19 protein-coding genes are annotated in these 17,754 nt (G+C 60.8%); 9 read left to right on the top strand and 10 right to left on the bottom strand.

The window, feature by feature from the left end:
* Positions 1–705: 705 nt before the first annotated feature.
* Both BFW87_RS14330 and BFW87_RS14335 read left to right on the top strand, forming a co-directional pair.
* Positions 706–1,470, top strand: a complete 765-nt coding sequence (locus BFW87_RS14330) for an SDR family oxidoreductase (RefSeq protein ID WP_064450434.1) — start codon at positions 706–708, stop codon at positions 1,468–1,470.
* Positions 1,471–1,658: 188 nt separating this feature from the next.
* On the top strand, positions 1,659–2,564 hold the full coding sequence (locus BFW87_RS14335; protein ID WP_078740438.1) for a cation diffusion facilitator family transporter: 906 nt from the start codon (positions 1,659–1,661) through the stop codon (positions 2,562–2,564).
* 111 nt (positions 2,565–2,675) lie between these two features.
* Here BFW87_RS14335 and BFW87_RS14340 read toward each other — a convergent pair whose 3' ends face one another.
* The 5 genes from BFW87_RS14340 to ureE all read right to left on the bottom strand — a co-directional run bounded on the left by BFW87_RS14340 (position 2,676) and on the right by ureE (position 6,351).
* Positions 2,676–3,785: an AGE family epimerase/isomerase gene (locus tag BFW87_RS14340; protein ID WP_078740439.1), complete on the bottom strand. Its 1,110-nt coding sequence runs from the start codon at positions 3,783–3,785 to the stop codon at positions 2,676–2,678.
* A gap of 171 nt (positions 3,786–3,956) precedes the next feature.
* A complete protein-coding gene (locus tag BFW87_RS14345) occupies positions 3,957–4,529 on the bottom strand; it encodes a HupE/UreJ family protein (protein WP_078740440.1) in 573 nt (190 codons plus the stop codon).
* Between the two features lie 24 nt (positions 4,530–4,553).
* A complete protein-coding gene (gene ureG / locus BFW87_RS14350; protein ID WP_017737493.1) occupies positions 4,554–5,168 on the bottom strand; it encodes an urease accessory protein UreG in 615 nt (204 codons plus the stop codon).
* Between the two features lie 11 nt (positions 5,169–5,179).
* Positions 5,180–5,854, bottom strand: a complete 675-nt coding sequence (locus BFW87_RS14355; protein WP_078740441.1) for an urease accessory protein UreF — start codon at positions 5,852–5,854, stop codon at positions 5,180–5,182.
* Entirely contained in the window at positions 5,851–6,351 is a 501-nt protein-coding gene (gene ureE / locus BFW87_RS14360) for an urease accessory protein UreE (protein WP_078740442.1), read from the bottom strand. Before ureE ends, BFW87_RS14355 begins: the two co-directional genes overlap by 4 nt.
* 341 nt (positions 6,352–6,692) lie before the next feature.
* On the opposite strand from ureE, the gene BFW87_RS14365 reads away from it, so the two are divergent.
* Positions 6,693–7,166, top strand: a complete 474-nt coding sequence (locus BFW87_RS14365; RefSeq protein ID WP_078740443.1) for a C40 family peptidase — start codon at positions 6,693–6,695, stop codon at positions 7,164–7,166.
* Positions 7,167–7,171: 5 nt separating this feature from the next.
* Here BFW87_RS14365 and BFW87_RS14370 read toward each other — a convergent pair whose 3' ends face one another.
* Positions 7,172–7,804 (bottom strand): TetR family transcriptional regulator, encoded by a 633-nt coding sequence (locus BFW87_RS14370; RefSeq protein ID WP_078740444.1) that lies wholly within the window; start codon positions 7,802–7,804, stop codon positions 7,172–7,174.
* Positions 7,805–7,955: 151 nt separating this feature from the next.
* A complete protein-coding gene (locus BFW87_RS14375; protein WP_078740445.1) occupies positions 7,956–8,327 on the bottom strand; it encodes a hypothetical protein in 372 nt (123 codons plus the stop codon).
* A gap of 368 nt (positions 8,328–8,695) precedes the next feature.
* On the opposite strand from BFW87_RS14375, the gene BFW87_RS14380 reads away from it, so the two are divergent.
* Positions 8,696–10,768 (top strand): AsmA family protein, encoded by a 2,073-nt coding sequence (locus BFW87_RS14380; protein ID WP_078740446.1) that lies wholly within the window; start codon positions 8,696–8,698, stop codon positions 10,766–10,768.
* Between the two features lie 174 nt (positions 10,769–10,942).
* Here BFW87_RS14380 and BFW87_RS14385 read toward each other — a convergent pair whose 3' ends face one another.
* Both BFW87_RS14385 and BFW87_RS14390 read right to left on the bottom strand, forming a co-directional pair.
* The gene (locus BFW87_RS14385) at positions 10,943–11,473 is read right to left on the bottom strand and encodes a ferritin-like domain-containing protein (protein WP_078740447.1); all 531 of its coding nucleotides are present in this window, start codon (positions 11,471–11,473) and stop codon (positions 10,943–10,945) included.
* 98 nt (positions 11,474–11,571) lie between these two features.
* A complete protein-coding gene (locus BFW87_RS14390; RefSeq protein ID WP_078740448.1) occupies positions 11,572–12,471 on the bottom strand; it encodes a LysR substrate-binding domain-containing protein in 900 nt (299 codons plus the stop codon).
* A 136-nt stretch (positions 12,472–12,607) separates the two neighbouring features.
* Here BFW87_RS14390 and BFW87_RS14395 point away from each other — a divergent pair, with 136 nt between their 5' ends.
* Both BFW87_RS14395 and BFW87_RS14400 read left to right on the top strand, forming a co-directional pair.
* Positions 12,608–13,249, top strand: a complete 642-nt coding sequence (locus tag BFW87_RS14395) for an FMN-dependent NADH-azoreductase (RefSeq protein ID WP_078740449.1) — start codon at positions 12,608–12,610, stop codon at positions 13,247–13,249.
* Between the two features lie 91 nt (positions 13,250–13,340).
* On the top strand, positions 13,341–14,231 hold the full coding sequence (locus BFW87_RS14400; protein WP_078740450.1) for an esterase/lipase family protein: 891 nt from the start codon (positions 13,341–13,343) through the stop codon (positions 14,229–14,231).
* Positions 14,232–14,343: 112 nt separating this feature from the next.
* Here BFW87_RS14400 and BFW87_RS14405 read toward each other — a convergent pair whose 3' ends face one another.
* Positions 14,344–15,231, bottom strand: a complete 888-nt coding sequence (locus BFW87_RS14405) for a DMT family transporter (RefSeq protein WP_078740451.1) — start codon at positions 15,229–15,231, stop codon at positions 14,344–14,346.
* 97 nt (positions 15,232–15,328) lie between these two features.
* On the opposite strand from BFW87_RS14405, the gene BFW87_RS14410 reads away from it, so the two are divergent.
* From BFW87_RS14410 to BFW87_RS14420, 3 genes are all read left to right on the top strand, one after another.
* A complete protein-coding gene (locus tag BFW87_RS14410; protein ID WP_078740452.1) occupies positions 15,329–16,117 on the top strand; it encodes an AraC family transcriptional regulator in 789 nt (262 codons plus the stop codon).
* Between the two features lie 72 nt (positions 16,118–16,189).
* Complete coding sequence (locus BFW87_RS14415; protein ID WP_016972558.1) at positions 16,190–16,492, top strand: PsiF family protein; 303 nt, start codon at positions 16,190–16,192, stop codon at positions 16,490–16,492.
* Between the two features lie 223 nt (positions 16,493–16,715).
* Positions 16,716–17,729 (top strand): AI-2E family transporter, encoded by a 1,014-nt coding sequence (locus BFW87_RS14420; RefSeq protein WP_078740453.1) that lies wholly within the window; start codon positions 16,716–16,718, stop codon positions 17,727–17,729.
* Positions 17,730–17,754 lie beyond the last annotated feature (25 nt).

The raw sequence follows: 17,754 nt of genomic DNA on the forward strand, positions 1-17,754 counted from the left end.
AGCCAGCTCCCACATAAAGCGGCTCCCACATTCTTTTTTGTGCTATCCACAGACCGTTCCGGAAATTGTGGAAAACAAATCCAGCCTCCTCTCAAAGCGCGACATATAGCCGCCGCAAATCCCTGTTTTGTCACAGTTTTGACTTGTCCCCATCGGCTGTGGAACCGGCTGTGGGTAACGTGGGAGTAGCTGGCTGAAAGCCAATAACCACGGGGCTTGCAGCGCGATGGTTGTTTTTTGATCAGGCGGTTTTTCGTGACCTGCCGGGGGTTTTGTCAACCTGTTTAAAGACACAGGTATATGACTGAAATATGTCGCTTCAGCCTGTGGATAAGTCTGTGACTAAACTCTGGAAAGACTGCCGCAGAGGCCGGAATGACTGGCCTGGAGCCATCGTTCGGATTTTCCCTCTTTACGCGGGCCTACATACGGCCCGGTCCAGGTCAAGCAATAAACTTTCTAAAACCGTCTGCAGGCCTTGTGCACAGCGGCCTGAGGCATTTTGCACTTGCCCCCAAAGACTGTGGGCGCAGTTGTGGATAACCTGCGTGCATGTTGCTGCAGGCCACGTTTCATAAGGCTTTGCTCGAGGTGGTCAAATATTGATCAGCCTTGGATGAAGGTGTGTGCTTAGCGGTTGCCGCAGACGCGGCGTACGGGCATTCTGCTGGCAACTTTTTCCCCGATGCCCGCAAGGAGAACTCCATGTCCGACACGCTGTTTATTACTGGCGCCACTTCAGGTTTCGGCGAAGCCTGTGCCCGTCGTTTTGCCGACGCCGGCTGGAAACTGGTGCTCACTGGCCGTCGTGCCGACCGCTTGAATGCCTTGGTCGAAGAGCTTTCTAAACAAACCGAAGTCCACGGCCTGGTCGTGGACGTGCGTGACCGCAAGGGCATGGAAGACGCCATCGCCAACCTGCCGCCGTCGTTTGCCAAACTGCGCGGGTTGATCAACAACGCCGGCCTGGCCGTGGGCACCGACCCTGCGCCCAAGTGCAGCCTCGACGATTGGGAAACCATGGTCGACACCAACATCAAAGGCCTGCTGACCACCACCAGCCTGCTGCTGCCGCGTTTGATCGCCCATGGCCGTGGCGCCGGGATCATCAACCTGGGCTCCATCGCCGGCAGCTACCCGTATCCGGGCAGCCACGTGTATGGCGGCTCCAAGGCGTTCGTGAAGCAGTTCTCGCTGAACCTGCGTTGCGACCTGCAGGGCACCGGCGTGCGTGTCACCAACATCGAGCCAGGGCTGTGTGAGAGCGAGTTCTCGCTGGTGCGCTTTGGTGGCGATCAGGCGCGCTATGACGCGACTTACGCGGGTGCCGAGCCGATTCAACCGCAGGATATTGCCGACACCATCTTCTGGGTGCTGAACACGCCGGCGCACGTGAATATCAACCGGTTGGAGTTGATGCCGGTGAGCCAGACCTGGGCTGGGTTTGCCATTGAGCGTGGTGCCAAGTAAGGCTTTAAACCGGGTTGCTGCCATCGCAGGCAAGCCAGCTCCCACATTTGATTGGGTTCACACGGTCAAAATGTGGGAGCGGGCTTGCTCGCGAAGGCGCCAGATCGGCCAAAACAGGCCATAAGGTACACTCCCCTCCTGAAAACCCCTCCGCGCTGTGCGGATTTAAGGTTTTGACGGGAGGAAATGTGAGTAACCGAGGTGAGCAGGCACTGCTCAAACAATCGACCATCCTGATGTTCGCGGTCGCGATCGCCGGGATTGTCACGGGTGTGATATCCGGCGCCCAATCCATTCTCTTCGACGGCTTTTTCTCGCTGATCGCCACCGCCATCAAGGTGTTGATGCTGATCACGGCCAAGCTGATCGCCAAGCAAAGCAACGAGCGCTTCCAGTTCGGTTATTGGCACCTGGAACCCATGGTGCTGTTGATCGAAGGCAGCTTCCTGTTGTTGATCGCGATCTACGCGTTCCTCAACGGCGTGTTCGGCATTATCAACGGCGGGCGCGAGATCGAGTTGGGGTTGGTGATCGTCTATGCGGCGGTGTTTACCGTCGTCGAATTCGCCTACTTCTTCTACGTGCGCTACCGCAATCGCCAGCTTAAATCTTCATTGATCCAGTTCGACAACATCAGCTGGCTGGTGGACGCGATGCTCTCGGTGGGCTTGCTGATCAGCTTTCTTGCGGCCTTGCTGCTCAAGTCCCAGGGCTATGGTGAGTGGGCGGTATATGTGGACCCATTGATCCTGATCCTGTTGGCCCTGAGCATGCTGGCGCCGGCGTTCAAGATCCTGCGCCCGGCGTTGCGCGAGGTGCTCGGGATTGCCCCGGACCAGTTGGACGACAAGGTGCGTGAGGTGATGGACGCGGCGCAGGCCAAACATGGTTTCGACGGCTACGTGTCCTACGTGCAAAAGCACGGCCGGGCACGGTTTATCGAGATTCATGTGGTGTTGCCGGCGGATTACCCGGTGGATAACGTCGCGACGCTGGACGGGCTGCGTGAGGAGATATCCACAGGGCTCGGCAAAGCGGATGCGGCGCGGTGGTTGACGATCAGTTTTACCGGGGATCGCAAGTGGGTTGCGTGACCGTCAGTTAGACCGAGGTGAGGCCATCGCAGGCAAGCCAGCTCCCACATTTTGACCGTGTGAACCCGATCAAATGTGGGAGCTGGCTTGCCTGCGATGAGGCCCTGAAGGTCAGCCCAGATGCCGGATAAGGCCCTGATAGCAGGTCGCCAAATGATAAGGCGTGGTCGACGGCATATCCCTCCGACTCACCTCTCCCCGGGCATCCAGGCATTCATTCCAACCCTTCTCATGTAAAAAGTGCTGCTGCAGCGCCAGCAATTGGCGTTCCAGCACCGCTTCACTGCCAGGCCGCAAGGTCAGTGCCCGCAGGTATTCCGCCTGGGCCCAGATCCGTTGCGTGGCGTCGCGCACGCTGCCATCCAGAGCGAGCATGCCGCTGACCGCGCCACTCACGTTATCCACACCCTTGAGCTCGGCGTAGGCAAACGCGCGGGTCAATGAAGCGTGCAAAGGCGTGCCCCGCAGCACATCCGACGATTCCAGCAAAAAGAACCATTCGAACTGGTGCCCGGGCTCAAACCAGTTATCCACAGCGCCCAGCGGTTTTTCCATCATCACGCCGGTCTGGCGGTCGATGAAGCGCTTTTGCATGGACGTGGCCAAATCCAGCAGCGCGTCGCGGGTGATGGCGTCTTCACGCACGGCCAGGGTGGCCAGGAAACCTTCGGCCAGGTGCATCAACGGGTTTTGCAGCGGCCCGGAATTGAGCGAAGACCAGTTGCGCTCCAGCACCGCGTCGTACAGGCCGTCGCCTGTGGCAAAGCGTTTGGCGACCACATCCAGCGCGGCATTGAGCACCGATTCCACCAGGGGCTCACGCACTTTGGCCCAGTAATGAGCGCAGGCGAAGATGATGAAGGCGTGGGTGTAGAGGTCTTTGCGCTTGTCCAGCGGCTTGCCGGCGGCGTCGATGCTGTAGAACCAGCCGCCGTGTTCGGCGTCGTGGAAATGCCGTTGCAGCGAGCGGAACAGCGCCGCCGCGCGGTTCTCAGCACACTCGGCGCCCGGCTCGCCGATCAGGCTGGCGAACAGGTACAGCTGACGGGCACAGGCCATGGCGCGGTAGCGTTGCGGGGGCAATGGCCGGTGATCGGCGTCCAGGGCTTCATAGGGCAATGCCAGCTCGGCATTCCAGCCCGGGCCCTGCCAGAGTGGCACGATCAGGCTGTGGAAGTGGGTGAGTAGAGTGTTCAAGGAGGGTTGGGAAGCGCTGGGCATTGGCTGGCGTCGTCACGGCAGGGGTGTAGGCGCGCATGGTAGCAGGCTTGAGTTCTGTGGTGTCTGTGAGACCGCCATCGCGGGCAAGCCCGCTCCCACATTTGGAATGGCGAACCCAATCCAATGTGGGAGCTGGCTTGCCTGCGATGGGGGCCTTGAAGGCGCTGAAAATCAGCCCGCCAACAACCAAACCCCAGTCGCCGCCGAAGCCGCCCCGGCCACGCGCACCAACGGCGCCGCCGCAGCCGGCAGGAAGCGCACGACGGCATAACCCGCCGCGTGCAGGACGGCAGTCGCCCCCACAAACCCGGCGGCATACGCCCACGGGCTGGACATGTCCGGCAGCTCCAGGCCATGCGCCACACCATGAAACAGTGCAAACAACGCCGTAGCACCCACAGCCACAAACAACGGCGGCCGCACCGCCAGTGCCACCGCCAAACCGAGCGCCAGCACCGAAGCAGCAATCCCGCCTTCCAGCGCCGGCAATTCCAGCCCTTCAAAACCGAGCAGGCCGCCAATCAACATGGTGCCGACAAACGCACACGGCAGGGCCCAGCGCGCATTACCTTTTTGCTGCGCCGCCCACAAGCCGACAGCGACCATGGCCAATAAGTGATCAATGCCGCCCAAAGGATGGCTGATACCGGCCACCAGACCATTATCGCCATGCCCGGGGTGAGCAAAAGCGATGGCGGGGGCCAGCAGCAGGGCGGCGGTTGCGAGAAGTTTGTTGAGACCCATGAACAGGCTCCTTTCAGGGTAGGGTCAGGCTGCAGTCAGCAAGCCCTGACGTTCGATAAAGGCGACGATTTCTTCCAGGCCGACGCCGGTTTTCTGGTTGCTGAACACAAAGGGTTTGCCGTTACGCATGCGCGTGGTGTCGCTGTTCATCAACTCAAGTGACGCGCCGACCAGGGGGGCAAGGTCGATCTTGTTGATCACCAGCAGGTCGGATTTGCAAATACCGGGCCCGCCTTTGCGCGGCAGCTTGTCGCCCGCCGATACATCGATCACGTAGATGGTCAGGTCCGATAGCTCGGGGCTGAAGGTCGCGGACAGGTTGTCGCCGCCGGACTCCACCAGAATCAGGTCCAGGCCGGGGAAGCGGCGGTTGAGTTGGTCCACGGCTTCCAGGTTGATCGAAGCGTCTTCGCGAATTGCCGTGTGCGGGCAGCCGCCGGTTTCCACGCCGATGATGCGCTCCGGCGCCAGCGCCTGGTTGCGCACCAGGAAGTCGGCATCTTCGCGGGTGTAGATGTCGTTGGTGACCACCGCCAGGTTGTAGCGATCGCGCAGGGCCAGGCACAGGGCCAGGGTCAGGGCCGTCTTGCCGGAACCTACCGGGCCGCCGATGCCGACACGCAGGGGTTGTGTGTTCATATGTGCTTCTCCTAGGAACGGAACAGGCGGCTGTACTGGCGCTCGTGGGCCATGCACGCCAGGGACAGGCCGAACGCGGCGCTGCCCAGGTGATTGAGGTCGATGCGGGAGGCGTCCTGCTGGGCTTGTTGCAGCAGCGGCAGCAGTTCACTGGTCAGGCGTTGCGCGGCTTGCTGGCCCAGGGGCAGGGTTTTCATCAGCACGGCCAATTGGTTTTCCAGCCAACTCCATAGCCAGGCGGCGAGGGCGTCATCGGGGCTGATATGCCAGGCGCGGGCTGCCAGGGCCCAACCCAGGGCGAGATGAGGTTCTGCTAGCTGTTCAAGCAAACTGCGCGCGGCGTCGTCCAGTTCGGGCAAGCCGTTGAGTAGTTGCTGCAGGGAATAGCCCATCTGCCGGCTTTCCTGGTACAGCTCGCGGGTCTCGCGGCTGGCGCGGTGTTCTTCACACAGCGTGCTCAGCTGCGGCCAATCTTCATCCGCCGCGGCGCGGCAGTGGGCGAGCAGCAGCGGCGCTTCGAAGCGGGCGAGGTTGAGCGTCAACTGATCACTGATCCAGCGTCGTGCGCTGGCGGCATCCTTGACGCGACCATTCTCCACGGCCATTTCCAGGCCCTGGGAGTAGCTGTAGCCGCCAATCGGCAATTGCGGACTGGCCAGGCGCAACAGCGCCCAGGCCTGGTTCACAGGCGTACGCCGAACTGGTGCAGCTTGGGCGGGTAGTTAAAGTCTTCGTCGCCATGGCGCGAATGATGATGGCCGCCGCCGTAGGCGCCGTGTTCCGGCTGGAACGGGGCTTCGATGGTTTCAGTGGTGGCGCCCAATTGATCGAGCATCGCCTTGAGCACGTAGTCATCGAGCAGGCGCAGCCAGCCATCGCCCACTTGCAGCGCGACGTGGCGGTTGCCGAGGTGGTAGGCGGCGCGGGTCAATTCAAAGGCGTTGGTGCAAGTGACGTGCAGCAGCTGTTCAGGGCGGGCACGCACGCGTACGACGCGTCCGTCTTCGGCTTGTAGGCATTCGCCATCGTGCAGCGGCGGCTGGCCGCGCTCCAGAAACAGGCCGACGTCTTCACCGTCGGCACTGAAACAGCGCAGACGGCTCTTGCTGCGCGCTTCGAAGTTCAGCAGCAACTCGGCGGCCCAGAGGGCTTGGGGGGCGATTCGGCGGTGGATCACCAGCATCAGAAGGCTTCCAGCTATGAGCGATAAGAGAGCCAGAGCAAGGGGCTTGCCAACCCTGTAGTCGGGTGGGAAATCCCTGTAGGCAGGCGCGGTCATGCCACCGAATAGGGCGTCAGCGCGGTCCGGCAGTGATTCAATTTGGTGCGTGTTTTGAATGTATAGCACTGGATGTGGGCGTTTTGCGTTGAGATCCGCTACTCACAGGGTGAAATTTCTTTCATCTGTTTCTTTTCGGATTTTTATTCGGACTTGTCCTACTGGGTTTCGAGATTTGGCCTTCCATAAGTTACGCGCCGTTTGATTAGGATTTGCGCCGTGTTTAATCCACCGCGACGTTCATCATGTTCAAATCATTTTTGTATGTACTTATCGTCAGTCTGGCCTGTGCCCTGCCATCGGCGTCGGCCAACCTTCAGCATCGCCCCACCTCCATCAGCAATGTGATCGATCGCGCCCATGAGCTGCTCGGCACGCCTTATAACGCGGGCGGGGATTCGGCGCAGCGTGGCTTCGATTGCAGCAGTTTCCTGGTCTATCTGTTCAAGACCGAGGCCAATATCCAACTGCCCCGCACCACCACCGACATGCACCGCTCAACGGCGGCGACCATCGAGCGCAGCGCGCTCAAGCCGGGCGATGCGGTGTTCTTTTCGGGTAATGGGCGCGGCCGGGTCAGCCACGTCGGCCTTTATATAGGCCAGGACAAGTTCATCCATTCGCCCAGCAGTGGCAAGCGTGTGCGAATCGACTCGCTGACCAACACCTACTGGAAGAAGAACTACACCACCGCCAAGCGCTTTCACACGGCGGGCTGACAGGCTTACTCGGTACTGCCCAGCCCTTGCCAGTGCTTGAGGCCGATAAAGATAAAGCGCAGTTGCTGGGTGATTTTCGCTTGGGGCGTGAGGTGGGCAGGCAACGCGTGTGCCGGCGGGTCGATGATGTCGGGCAGGGTGGCGAACACGCTCTTGACGATCAGGTCGGCCATTACATGCAAACCATCAGCGTCCAAATGCTGGAGCTTGGGCATAAACGTCAGGTCGGCGGCGAGGTCTCGCGTGATGTCTTCGCGCAGCGCACCAATGGCTTGGCGCACGGCCAGGCAGCCACCGTATTGCTCGCGGGCCAGGAACAGGAATTGCGAACGGTTGGCCGAGACCACATCGAGAAAGATCCGCACGGACGCGTCAATAATGCCACCCATCACGAATTCGTTATGGCGCACCAGGCGAATCGTGGCGCGGAAGGTCTGGCCGACTTCACTCACCAAGACCAGGCCCAACTGGTCCATATCATCAAAATGGCGATAGAACCCGGTCGGCACGATGCCGGCGGTTTTGGCCACTTCGCGCAGGCTCAGGCTGCCAAACCCACGGCCACACTCCATCAGATGGCGGGCAGCGTCCATCAAGGCGAGGCGGGTCTGTTGCTTCTGTTCGGCGCGGGGCAGCATTGGCGGGTGGGCTTTGTCGGCAAGTACAGCGACGCACTCTAGCAAAACAGCTTTGCCGGCGTCGAACTTGGCAGGCGTAAGGCGTGACGCGGTTTATAAAAAAGCAAAAGCCCGATCGGCAGATCGGGCTTTTTTCTGGGCCACCACGGGGTTAGCTCTGTGCTTGATGCAGTTCTTGCAGACGGTCCGAACCACCTTCAGCAACACCTTCGGTGTAAGCGCGTTTGTTGGCTTGTTCAGAGCCGCCTTCTACCAGACCTTTCTGTTCCAGGCGATCACGGCCACCTTCAGCAACACCTTCGGTGTAGGCGCGTTTGTTGGCGTGTTCCGAACCATTTTCAGCAACGGCGCCTTTGGCGTAGTCACGGTTTTCGTCTTCTTGCGAACCGCTGCGAGCCAGGGTCTGGCTGGATTCAACGGCTTGAGCTTTGTTCTGTGGGGTAGCTTGTTCAGCGGCTGGCAGGGCAAAAGCACTGGAAGCGAGAACAGACAGCAGGGCGACAGCAAGTACTTGGCGTTTCATGAGGGTTGCTCCTTGGGAGGGCGATAAAGTGGGTACAGGGCTAATGCTACTCTCGATAAGTCGATATGAAAGTTCATAAACACAATGGTAATAATCAACAGAATTGATTGTTCCCGGCAGAGGCTCTAGAACGGACCTCTCAAGCCCGCGGTTTTGCACCAAGGTGGGTATTTTCGACCCGTTCGCGGGTAACACTGGTGCATTGTTGATGGTTCGGGCGACTGGGGCTGTAGGAAGAATCGCTTTTTTTGCGGTTAATTCGTTCTCCGGCTAAACCCCGGGGCTGTTTGCCAGTCGTAGCCTTATAAGCTGTAGTCACAAGGTGCGCCGCAGCGCGCACCCTCAGTCGTAATCAGGAGTCATGTGCAATGACGCGCACTCGTAAAATCGTTGCCTGGAGCTGCGCCAGCTTCGTTCTGTTAATCGCCGTGGTGGTGTTGGTGCTGGTGTTTTTTGACTGGAACCGCATCAAGCCGCCGCTCAATGCCAAGGTCTCCGAAGAGCTGCATCGCCCGTTTGCCATCAATGGCAACCTGGCTGTGGTGTGGGCGCGGGAGCCCGATGAAGGCGGCTGGCGCGCCTGGGTGCCATGGCCTCACGTGATTGCCGAAGACCTGACGTTGGGCAACCCCGACTGGTCGAAAAAGCCGCAAATGGTCACGCTCAAGAAAGTCGAATTGCGCATTTCGCCCTTGGCCTTGCTGGTGCAGCGCGTGGTGATCCCGCGCATCGACCTCACCGAACCGAGCGCCGACTTGCAGCGCCTGGCCGACGGCCGCGCCAACTGGACGTTCAAATTCGATCCCAAAGACCCCAACGCCGAGCCCTCCAGCTGGGTCGTGGACATTGGCGCCATCGGCTTCGACAAGGGGCACGTGACCCTCGACGACCAAACGCTCAAAACCCAACTCGATGTGATCATCGACCCGCTCGGCAAGCCGATTCCTTTCGGTGAAATCGTCGGCGACGCGCAGGCCAAGAAGGCGCTGGAAAAAGGTTCGGCACCTCAGGACTACGCGTTCGCCCTCAAGGTCAAAGGCCAGTACCACGGTCAGAAGCTCGACGGCACCGGCAAGATCGGTGGCCTGCTGGCCCTGCAGGACGCGGCCAAGCCGTTCCCGCTGCAAGCCCAGGTCAAGATCGCCGACACCAGCATCGCGCTCGCCGGCACGCTGACCGATCCGCTGAACCTCGGCGCGCTGGACCTGCGCCTGAAACTTTCCGGCAGCAGCCTGGGCAATCTCTACCCGCTGACCGGTGTCACACTGCCCGATTCCCCGGCTTACTCCACCGACGGTCACCTGATCGCCAAATTGCATGAGGCCAGCGGCGCGTCGTTCACCTATGAAAACTTCAACGGCAAGATCGGCAACAGCGATATCCACGGCGACCTCGGCTACGTCGCCAGTCAGCCACGGCCCAAGCTTACGGGCGCGCTGGTCTCCAACCAATTGCTGATGGCTGACCTTGCGCCCCTGATCGGCGCCGACTCCAACGCCAAGCAAAAAGCCCGTGGCGGCGAGAGCAAACAACCGGCGACCAAAGTGCTGCCGGTGGAAGAGTTCCGCACCGAGCGCTGGCGCGATATGGACGCTGACGTGGAGTTCACCGGCAAGCGCATCGTGCACAGCGCCGAGTTGCCGTTCACCGACCTCTACACCCACGTGGTGCTCAACGATGGCGAGCTGAGCCTGGAGCCCCTGCGTTTTGGCGTGGCCGGCGGCAAGCTGGATGCGCAGATTCGCCTGAACGGGCGCACCACGCCGATGGAAGGCCGCGCCAAACTCACCGCGCGCAATTTCAAGCTCAAGCAGTTGTTCCCGACGTTCGAGCCGATGAAGACCAGCTTTGGTGAACTCAACGGCGATGCGGATATTTCCGGGCGCGGCAACTCGGTGGCGGCGCTGTTGGGCACCTCCAACGGTGACCTGAAAATGCTCATCAACGACGGCGCGATCAGCCGCAGCCTGATGGAAATTGCCGGGCTCAACGTGGGTAACTACGTAGTGGGCCGCCTGTTCGGCGACAAGGAAGTGAAGATCAACTGCGCAGCGGCAGACTTCGGTATCAAAACCGGCCTGGCGACGACTCGTTTGTTTGTGTTCGATACCGAGAACGCGATCATCTACATCGACGGCACCGCGAACATGGCCAGCGAGCAGCTTGATTTGACGATCACACCGGAATCCAAAGGCTTCCGCCTGTTCTCCCTGCGCTCACCGTTGTACGTCAATGGCCCGTTCATCAAGCCGAATGCCGGTGTGAAGGCCGTGCCGTTGATGCTGCGTGGTGCAGGCATGGTCGCCCTGGGTGTTATCGCCGGCCCGGCAGCCGGGTTGCTCGCACTGGTCGCACCGAGCGGCGATGAGCCGAACCAGTGCGCGCCGCTGCTGCAACAGATGAAGGAAGGCAAGGCGCCAAAAACAGTGAAAGGCAACTGACGAAACCGGGTACAAAATGTGGGAGCTGGCTTGTCGGGTCGCCGCATCGCTGCGATAGCGGTGTAACAGTCGATACAGGGGCTGACTGTCAGATAGCTATCGCGGGCAAGCCCGCTCCCACATTGGAAAAAAAGAGGGGCTGATTAATCAGCCCCCTCTTTTTCGTGTTGCGAATTACAAGCTGCCAAGAATATCCGCCATGTCATCGGCGTGCTCTTCTTCCTGCGCCAGGATTTCTTCGAACAGGCGGCGAGTAGTCGGGTCCTTGTCACCGATGTACTGAATGATCTCGCGATAGCTGTCCACCGCGATCCGCTCGGCCACCAGGTCTTCGTAGACCATTTCCTTCAAGTTATTGCCGGCCACGTACTGAGCGTGGGAGTTTTTCGACAGCAGGTCCGGGTTGAACTCCGGCTCGCCGCCCAGCTGCACGATGCGCTCAGCCAGCTTGTCGGCGTGTTCGGCTTCCTGGGTGGCGTGTTCCAGAAACTCCTCGGCCGCCACATGCGCTTTCACGCCGGTGGCCATGAAGTAGTGACGCTTGTAGCGCAGCACGCAGACCAGTTCGGTGGCCAGCGAGGCGTTAAGCAGGCGAATAATCTCTTCGCGGTCAGCGTCGTAGCCTTCGGTCACGGCACCGTTTTCGACGTTCTGGCGGGCGCGTTCGCGCAGGGTCGCAACGTCAGTCAAATGTGCTTCAGTCATCTCAATCTCCTGGTGCTAATCCGGTTTTACGCCACGCTCTGCTGGCGTGATCGCTCCAAGTTGTGAGTGTTGCGCGAGGCGAAAAGTTTTATCGGATTTCAAAGTGCATGGCCGGACAGCTGCGCTTCTTCCTGTACCCATTGGAAAAACGCCCGTACCGGCGCATGCCGTTCGCGGCCGGGCACGCACAGCGCGCTGTAACCGGCGCCGTCCACGCGCACTTGCGGCCGGTAAGGCACCAACAAACCGCTGGCAACGCTTTCCGAGACGAGGATGTTGCTCGCCAACACCAACCCCTGGCCGGCAATCGCCGCCTGCAGTGCGTAGTGCTCTTCGTCGTATTCGCGCAGCAGCGAGGTGTGGGCCAGCCAGGGCTCGCCGGCCTTTTCGCACCAGGTTTGCCAGCCCAGGGCATACAGATCGGAGTTGTGCCAGCGCACGCTGATCAGCGTTGGCACTTGGGAGGCGGCCCGTGCGACCTGTTCGGGGGAGCCATACACCGCAAACGATTCATCGAACAGGCACAGGCCGTACAAGTGCGGGTAATCGCCAAGGCTGTAGCGAATCACCAGGTCGACGCTGGCGTCCTGCTGCAAGTCGACCACGGCGCAGCGTGTGTCCAGGCGCAGGTTGATATCCGGATGGGCGGCATAAAAACGCCCCAGCCGTGGCACCAGCCACAACGCGGCAAAGGCCGGCGTGGTGGACACGGTGAGTTGCCCGGCGCTGCGTTGCGGGCGCAAGGCGTCGAGGCTGTGCGCCACATCAAGCAGCGCGCCGTGCAGGCTTTGGAACAGCCGCTCGCCGCCCTCGGTCAGGCGAACCTGGCGCGGCAGCCGCTCAAACAGTGCAATGCCCAGCCAGGTTTCCAGGCTGCGGATCTGATGGGACACGGCCGTGGGCGTCACCGACAGCTCTTCGGCAGCGGCTTTGAAACTCAGCAGGCGCGACGCGGATTCAAACGTGCGCAGGGCGGTCAGGGGCAGCGAGGCGAACATTTTGGCTCCATGGATGAAATGGATTCATCCAGATCAACTATTGCTCATTTGTCGGTCGGCACCCTCGGCTCTAGATTTGTGAGCAAGAACGGCGGCCGCCACGGTTGCCGGAGTCTAACTCGCGAAGGGTATACAGATGAAAAAAATGCTAGTGATCCACGCAAGTCCGCGTGGCGAACGCTCTCACTCCCGGCATTTGGCCGAGTCGTTTCTCGACGCCTGGCAGGATGCCAATCCGCAGGCGCAGATCACCCGTCGCGAAGTCGGCCGGGCGTTTATCCCCCACGTCACCGAAGCCTTCGTGGCGGCGAATTTCTACCCCGAACCGCAATCCTTGCCGAAGGTGATGAAGGCCGACCTGCAATTGAGCGATGAGTTGGTGGGCGAACTGATCGAGCACGAGCTGCTGGTGATCTCCATGCCGCTCTACAACTTCGGCGTCCCCAGTGGCCTCAAGGCCTGGATCGACCAGATCGTGCGCATGGGCCTCACCTTTGACATCACCCAGGACAGCAACGGCATTGCGCAGTATCAGGCGTTGTTGAAGGGTAAAAAGGCGCTGATCATCACCAGTCGGGGCGGCAGTGGCTTTGGTCCGGGCGGGGAGTTTGAATGGATGAACCATGCCGACCCGCACTTGCGCACGGTGTTGGGTTACATCGGCATCGACGACGTGAGTGTGATCGCCGCCGAAGGTGAAGAGTCGGACAAAAGCGTGTTCCAGCGCTCCTGCGAAGAAGCTGAACGCCAACTGCATGACGTTGCGCGGCGGTTTTAACGTGTCATGAGTCTGTCATGGGGCGGTCATGTCGATTTATGAAAGGCTGGTCTAGGATGGACCCATTGCTTTGCTGATCAGAGCCGCGCCCATGCCGCAACCCCTTGCCACGCGTTATCCCCTGGTGCTGGTACCCGGCATGCTGGGGTTTGTGCGCCTGGGCCTGTTCCCGTATTGGTACGGCATCGTCCCGGCGTTGCGGGCGGGTGGGGCGCAGGTGTTTCCCGTGCAGGTGGCGCCGCTTGACGCCAACGAAGTGCGCGGCGAGCAATTGCTGGTGCAGATCGAGCGCATTCGCCGCGAGACAGGCGCCGCCAAGGTCAATTTGATCGGCCACAGCCAGGGCTCGCTGACCGCGCGGTATGCGGCGGCCAAGCGCCCGGACTGGGTGGCGTCGGTGACCTCGGTGGCCGGGCCCAACCATGGCTCGGAACTGGCGGACCATATTCACGCGCATTACCCGGCGGACAGCGTAAAAGGCCGGATCATGAGTGCGGTGTTTCACGCGGTCGCGTGGATGATGGGCCTGTTGGAAACCGGCTATCGCGGGCCACGCTTCAAGGCCGATTTGCAGGCGTCGCACCATTCGCTGACCAGCGCGGGAGTAGCGCTGTTCAATCGCGACTACCCCCAGGGTTTGCCGCAGGCATGGGGCGGGCAGGGTGCCGAGGAGGTCAATGGCGTGCGCTACTACTCGTGGTCCGGCACGTTGCAGCCGGGCAAGACGGACCGTGGGCGCAACTTGTTCGATGGTACGAATCGCAGTTGTCGGCTGTTCGCCCGCAGTTTTGTGCGGGAGAAGGGGCAGTGCGACGGCATGGTCGGGCGGTACAGCTCACACCTGGGCCTGGTGATTGGCGACGACTACGCCCTGGATCACTTCGATATCGTCAACCAGTCGATGGGGTTGGTGGGCAAGGGGGCGGAGCCGATTCGGTTGTTTGTGGAGCATGCGCAGCGGTTGAAGGCGGCGGGGGTTTAGCCCGGGACCGCGTTATCGTTCATCGCAGGCAAGCCAGCTCCCACATTCGACTGCATTCCAAAGGATGAACTCGGTCAACTGTGGGAGCTGGCTTGCCTGCGATAGCGATTTATCAGGCAACACCGAGCTCACGGCGAAACGGCGTCGTCCAGCGCTCCGACAAAATCACCCCACCTAATGTCAGCAACCCACCGACCAGGTGATACATCGCCAACTCTTCCTTCAGTACCAACGCTGCAATCAGCGCGGTGATCAGTGGCAGCAGATTGAAAAACAGCGTGGTACGGCTCGGCCCCAAGGTTTTGATCGAATGCATCCACGCCAACGGCGCCAGCATCGAGGCCAGCAAGCACGCATACAGAATCAGCGGGACATTCGCCCAGCCCAGGCCGGCCTTCGCCGAAAACAGGTACAGCGGAAACAGCACCACCACCGCCACCAGTATCTGCAGATACAGCAGCACCAACGGCGGCAAGCGCAGTTGCCATTTCTTCAGCAGGGTGCTGTAGACCGCGTAGGCGAGGGTGGCGACCAACATCATGCCGTCGCCCAGGTTGACCCCGTGTTGCAGCAACGCCCCGAGGCTGCCGGCCGACACCACCACCACCACGCCAGCGAAGGACAGCACTGCGCCGGTCAGCGCGCCGAAGGTCAGGCGCTGCCCGAGGCTGATGATGGCCGCCGTCAGTGCCATCAACGGCATCAGCGACAGGATGATGCCCATGTTGGTCGCGGTGGTGACCGTCGCGGCGTAGTAGGCCAGGCTTTGATAAACCGCCATGCCCAGCACGCCAAGAATGAAGATCTTGCCCAGGTTCGGGCGGATCAGTGCCCAATTGGCGATCACCGGTTTGAGCATGAACGGCGTGAACAGCAGCGCCGCCAGCAGCCAGCGGTAAAAGCCGATTTCAGCGGGAAAGATCGAGCCCACGGCAAGCTTGTTGACCACGGTGTTGCCGGCCCAGATAAAAATGGCGAGCAGGGGATACACGTATTGCATCGAAGGAAACCAGATAGGGTGTTGAGCCGGGATTATCGCTTGTCTGGATCGAAGCCTATACTGCGATCCAGACAAACGACCTCTGTATGCAGACAATATGCCCCGACACACCATACGCCTCGCGGATTTCCCCGCCCTGCCGAGCCCTGTGTACTTCCGCTACTCCGATTTGGCCCCTGATACCGAGTGCACGCCGCATCAGCACTTCTGGGGCTCGCTGGACTATTCGGCCAGCGGCGTGATGCGCATGGAAGTGGCCGGCAACCGCTTCATGTCGCCGCCGCAGTACGCGGTATGGATTCCGCCCTATACCGAGCACAGCTCATACAACGCGCAGGCCATTGTCTACCGCTCGGTGGGCCTGGCCCCGGAACTCTGCGAGCACTTGCCGCAGGCGCCGTGCACCCTGGCGATCAGCGAGATTCTCAAGGCTATCCTCAGTGACTTTGCCCGGCGAGACGTCAATATCCCGCAAACCGAGGCGGATGTCCGTCTGGCGCATGCGCTGGTGGACCAGCTCAAACAGGCGCCGATTCACGATTGCTTCCTGCCCTACGCCCGTCACTCCGGGCTGCTGGGCGTGCTCGAAGGCATGCAGGCCGACCCCGGCGATAATCGGCCCCTGGCGCAGTGGGCGGAGCAAGTGCACGTCAGCGAAAGAACCCTGGCCCGCCAGTTTGTGCGGGAAGTCGGCATGAGCTTCGGCGAGTGGCGTCAGCGCCTGCGTTATCTGGCCGCCATCGAGGCGCTGGACAGCGAGCGCAGCGTGCAGCACGTGGCCTTCGACCTCGGTTACAGCACCGCGTCGGCCTTCATCGCGATGTTCCAGCGCCACGCCGGCTGTACCCCGGAGCAGTACCGTCGGTCGAATATTCGCAGTCGGTAGAGATGTAACAGGCTTTGACTACACTGGCGTGTAGGCCGTGCCCCTTCGGTACGGTAACAGGGAGAAAACTCCATGAAGATGCTGCGTATTCCGCTGTTGATGATGGGCCTGCTGCTGTGTTCCCAAGGGTTTGCCGCCACGGCGCAGCAAAACAAGATGACCACCTGCAACGCTGAAGCCACCACCAAGACGCTCAAAGGCGACGATCGCAAAGCCTTTATGAAAACCTGCCTGTCGGCACCCGCGGCCAACGACGCCAAGACCCTGACCCCGCAGCAGCAGAAGATGAAAGACTGCAATGCGTCGGCGAAAACCAAGGCGCTGACCGGCGATGCGCGTAAAACCTTTATGAGCACTTGCCTCAAAGGTAGCTAAATACGCGAATCCCCCTGTGGGAGCGGGCTTTTGTGGGAGCCGGGCTTGCCCGCGATGCAGGCACCTCGGTCTTGCTCTGAATCGAGGTGATGCCATCGCAGGCAAGCCAGCTCCCACACAAGCCAGCTCCCACACTGACGGTGTTCCCCATTGAGACCCCTCGCTTGATTCCTCCAAGGCTGGCAGACTGCCCATCCTTTAACGCCGTTCGTTTTGAGGCTGTATGCCAACGTTTTCGCAGCGTCACGTGTTGTTGCTGGTCAGTTGCATCATCATTTTCGGTGGATTACTGCTGGTCCTGCCGCTCAAGCTGCTGCCCAGCCTGCTGGCCGGCTTGTTGGTCTATGAACTGGTCAATATGCTCACCCCGCAACTGCAGCGCCTCATCGAAGGTCGGCGCGCGCGTTGGCTGGCGGTGGCTTTGCTCGGCACCCTGATCGTCAGCGTGCTGACCCTGATTTTTGCCGGCGCTATCAGCTTCCTGCTCCACGAAGCAGAAAACCCCGGGGCCTCCCTCGACAAATTCATGGGCGTGGTCGACCGCGCGCGCGGCCAGCTGCCGCCGTTCGTCGACGCCTACCTGCCCGCCAGCGCCGCCGAATTTCGCGTGGCCATCGGTGACTGGCTGAGCAAGCACCTGAGCGAACTGCAGCTGGTGGGCAAGGATGCCGCGCACATGTTCGTCACCTTGCTGATCGGCATGGTGCTTGGCGCAATCATCGCCCTGCAGCGCGTGCCCGACCTGACCAAACGCAAGCCCCTGGCTGCCGCCTTGTTCGACCGCCTGCACCTGCTGGTCCAGGCCTTTCGCAACATCGTCTTTGCCCAGATCAAAATCGCTGCGCTCAACACCGCCTTTACCGCGATCTTCCTGGCTGTGGTGCTGCCGCTGTGCGGGATTCACCTGCCGCTGACCAAAACCCTGATCGTGCTGACCTTCCTGCTCGGCCTGTTGCCGGTGATCGGCAACCTCATGTCCAACACGCTGATCACCATCGTCGCGCTGTCGCTGTCGATCTGGGTAGCCGTGGCGGCGCTGGGGTATTTGATCGTGATCCACAAGGTCGAGTACTTCCTCAACGCGCGGATTGTGGGCGGGCAGATCAGTGCCAAGTCGTGGGAATTGTTGTTAGCGATGCTGGTGTTTGAAGCCGCATTCGGCCTGCCGGGCGTGGTGGCGGGGCCGATTTACTATGCGTATCTCAAGAGTGAGCTGAAGCTCGGCGGGATGGTTTAAGGCTTGATGTTGCCTGGGCTGACGC

The organism is Pseudomonas fluorescens (assembly GCF_002022275.1).
GTDB lineage: Bacteria > Pseudomonadota > Gammaproteobacteria > Pseudomonadales > Pseudomonadaceae > Aquipseudomonas > Aquipseudomonas fluorescens_AJ.

Excerpts from the sequence above, each read along its gene's own strand:
- ureE (WP_078740442.1), bottom strand. The coding sequence starts at position 6,351 with ATGCTGGTGATCCACCGCCGAATCGCCCCCCAAGCCCTCTGGGCCGCC.
- BFW87_RS14405 (WP_078740451.1), bottom strand. The coding sequence starts at position 15,231 with ATGCAATACGTGTATCCCCTGCTCGCCATTTTTATCTGGGCCGGCAAC.
- BFW87_RS14410 (WP_078740452.1), top strand. The coding sequence starts at position 15,329 with ATGCCCCGACACACCATACGCCTCGCGGATTTCCCCGCCCTGCCGAGC.
- BFW87_RS14385 (WP_078740447.1), bottom strand. The coding sequence starts at position 11,473 with ATGACTGAAGCACATTTGACTGACGTTGCGACCCTGCGCGAACGCGCC.
- BFW87_RS14390 (WP_078740448.1), bottom strand. The coding sequence starts at position 12,471 with ATGTTCGCCTCGCTGCCCCTGACCGCCCTGCGCACGTTTGAATCCGCG.
- BFW87_RS14345 (WP_078740440.1), bottom strand. The coding sequence starts at position 4,529 with ATGGGTCTCAACAAACTTCTCGCAACCGCCGCCCTGCTGCTGGCCCCC.
- BFW87_RS14380 (WP_078740446.1), top strand. The coding sequence starts at position 8,696 with ATGACGCGCACTCGTAAAATCGTTGCCTGGAGCTGCGCCAGCTTCGTT.
- BFW87_RS14420 (WP_078740453.1), top strand. The coding sequence starts at position 16,716 with ATGCCAACGTTTTCGCAGCGTCACGTGTTGTTGCTGGTCAGTTGCATC.
- BFW87_RS14330 (WP_064450434.1), top strand. The coding sequence starts at position 706 with ATGTCCGACACGCTGTTTATTACTGGCGCCACTTCAGGTTTCGGCGAA.
- ureG (WP_017737493.1), bottom strand. The coding sequence starts at position 5,168 with ATGAACACACAACCCCTGCGTGTCGGCATCGGCGGCCCGGTAGGTTCC.
- BFW87_RS14395 (WP_078740449.1), top strand. The coding sequence starts at position 12,608 with ATGAAAAAAATGCTAGTGATCCACGCAAGTCCGCGTGGCGAACGCTCT.
- BFW87_RS14400 (WP_078740450.1), top strand. The coding sequence starts at position 13,341 with ATGCCGCAACCCCTTGCCACGCGTTATCCCCTGGTGCTGGTACCCGGC.
- BFW87_RS14365 (WP_078740443.1), top strand. The coding sequence starts at position 6,693 with ATGTTCAAATCATTTTTGTATGTACTTATCGTCAGTCTGGCCTGTGCC.
- BFW87_RS14370 (WP_078740444.1), bottom strand. The coding sequence starts at position 7,804 with ATGCTGCCCCGCGCCGAACAGAAGCAACAGACCCGCCTCGCCTTGATG.
- BFW87_RS14415 (WP_016972558.1), top strand. The coding sequence starts at position 16,190 with ATGAAGATGCTGCGTATTCCGCTGTTGATGATGGGCCTGCTGCTGTGT.
- BFW87_RS14375 (WP_078740445.1), bottom strand. The coding sequence starts at position 8,327 with ATGAAACGCCAAGTACTTGCTGTCGCCCTGCTGTCTGTTCTCGCTTCC.
- BFW87_RS14340 (WP_078740439.1), bottom strand. The coding sequence starts at position 3,785 with ATGCCCAGCGCTTCCCAACCCTCCTTGAACACTCTACTCACCCACTTC.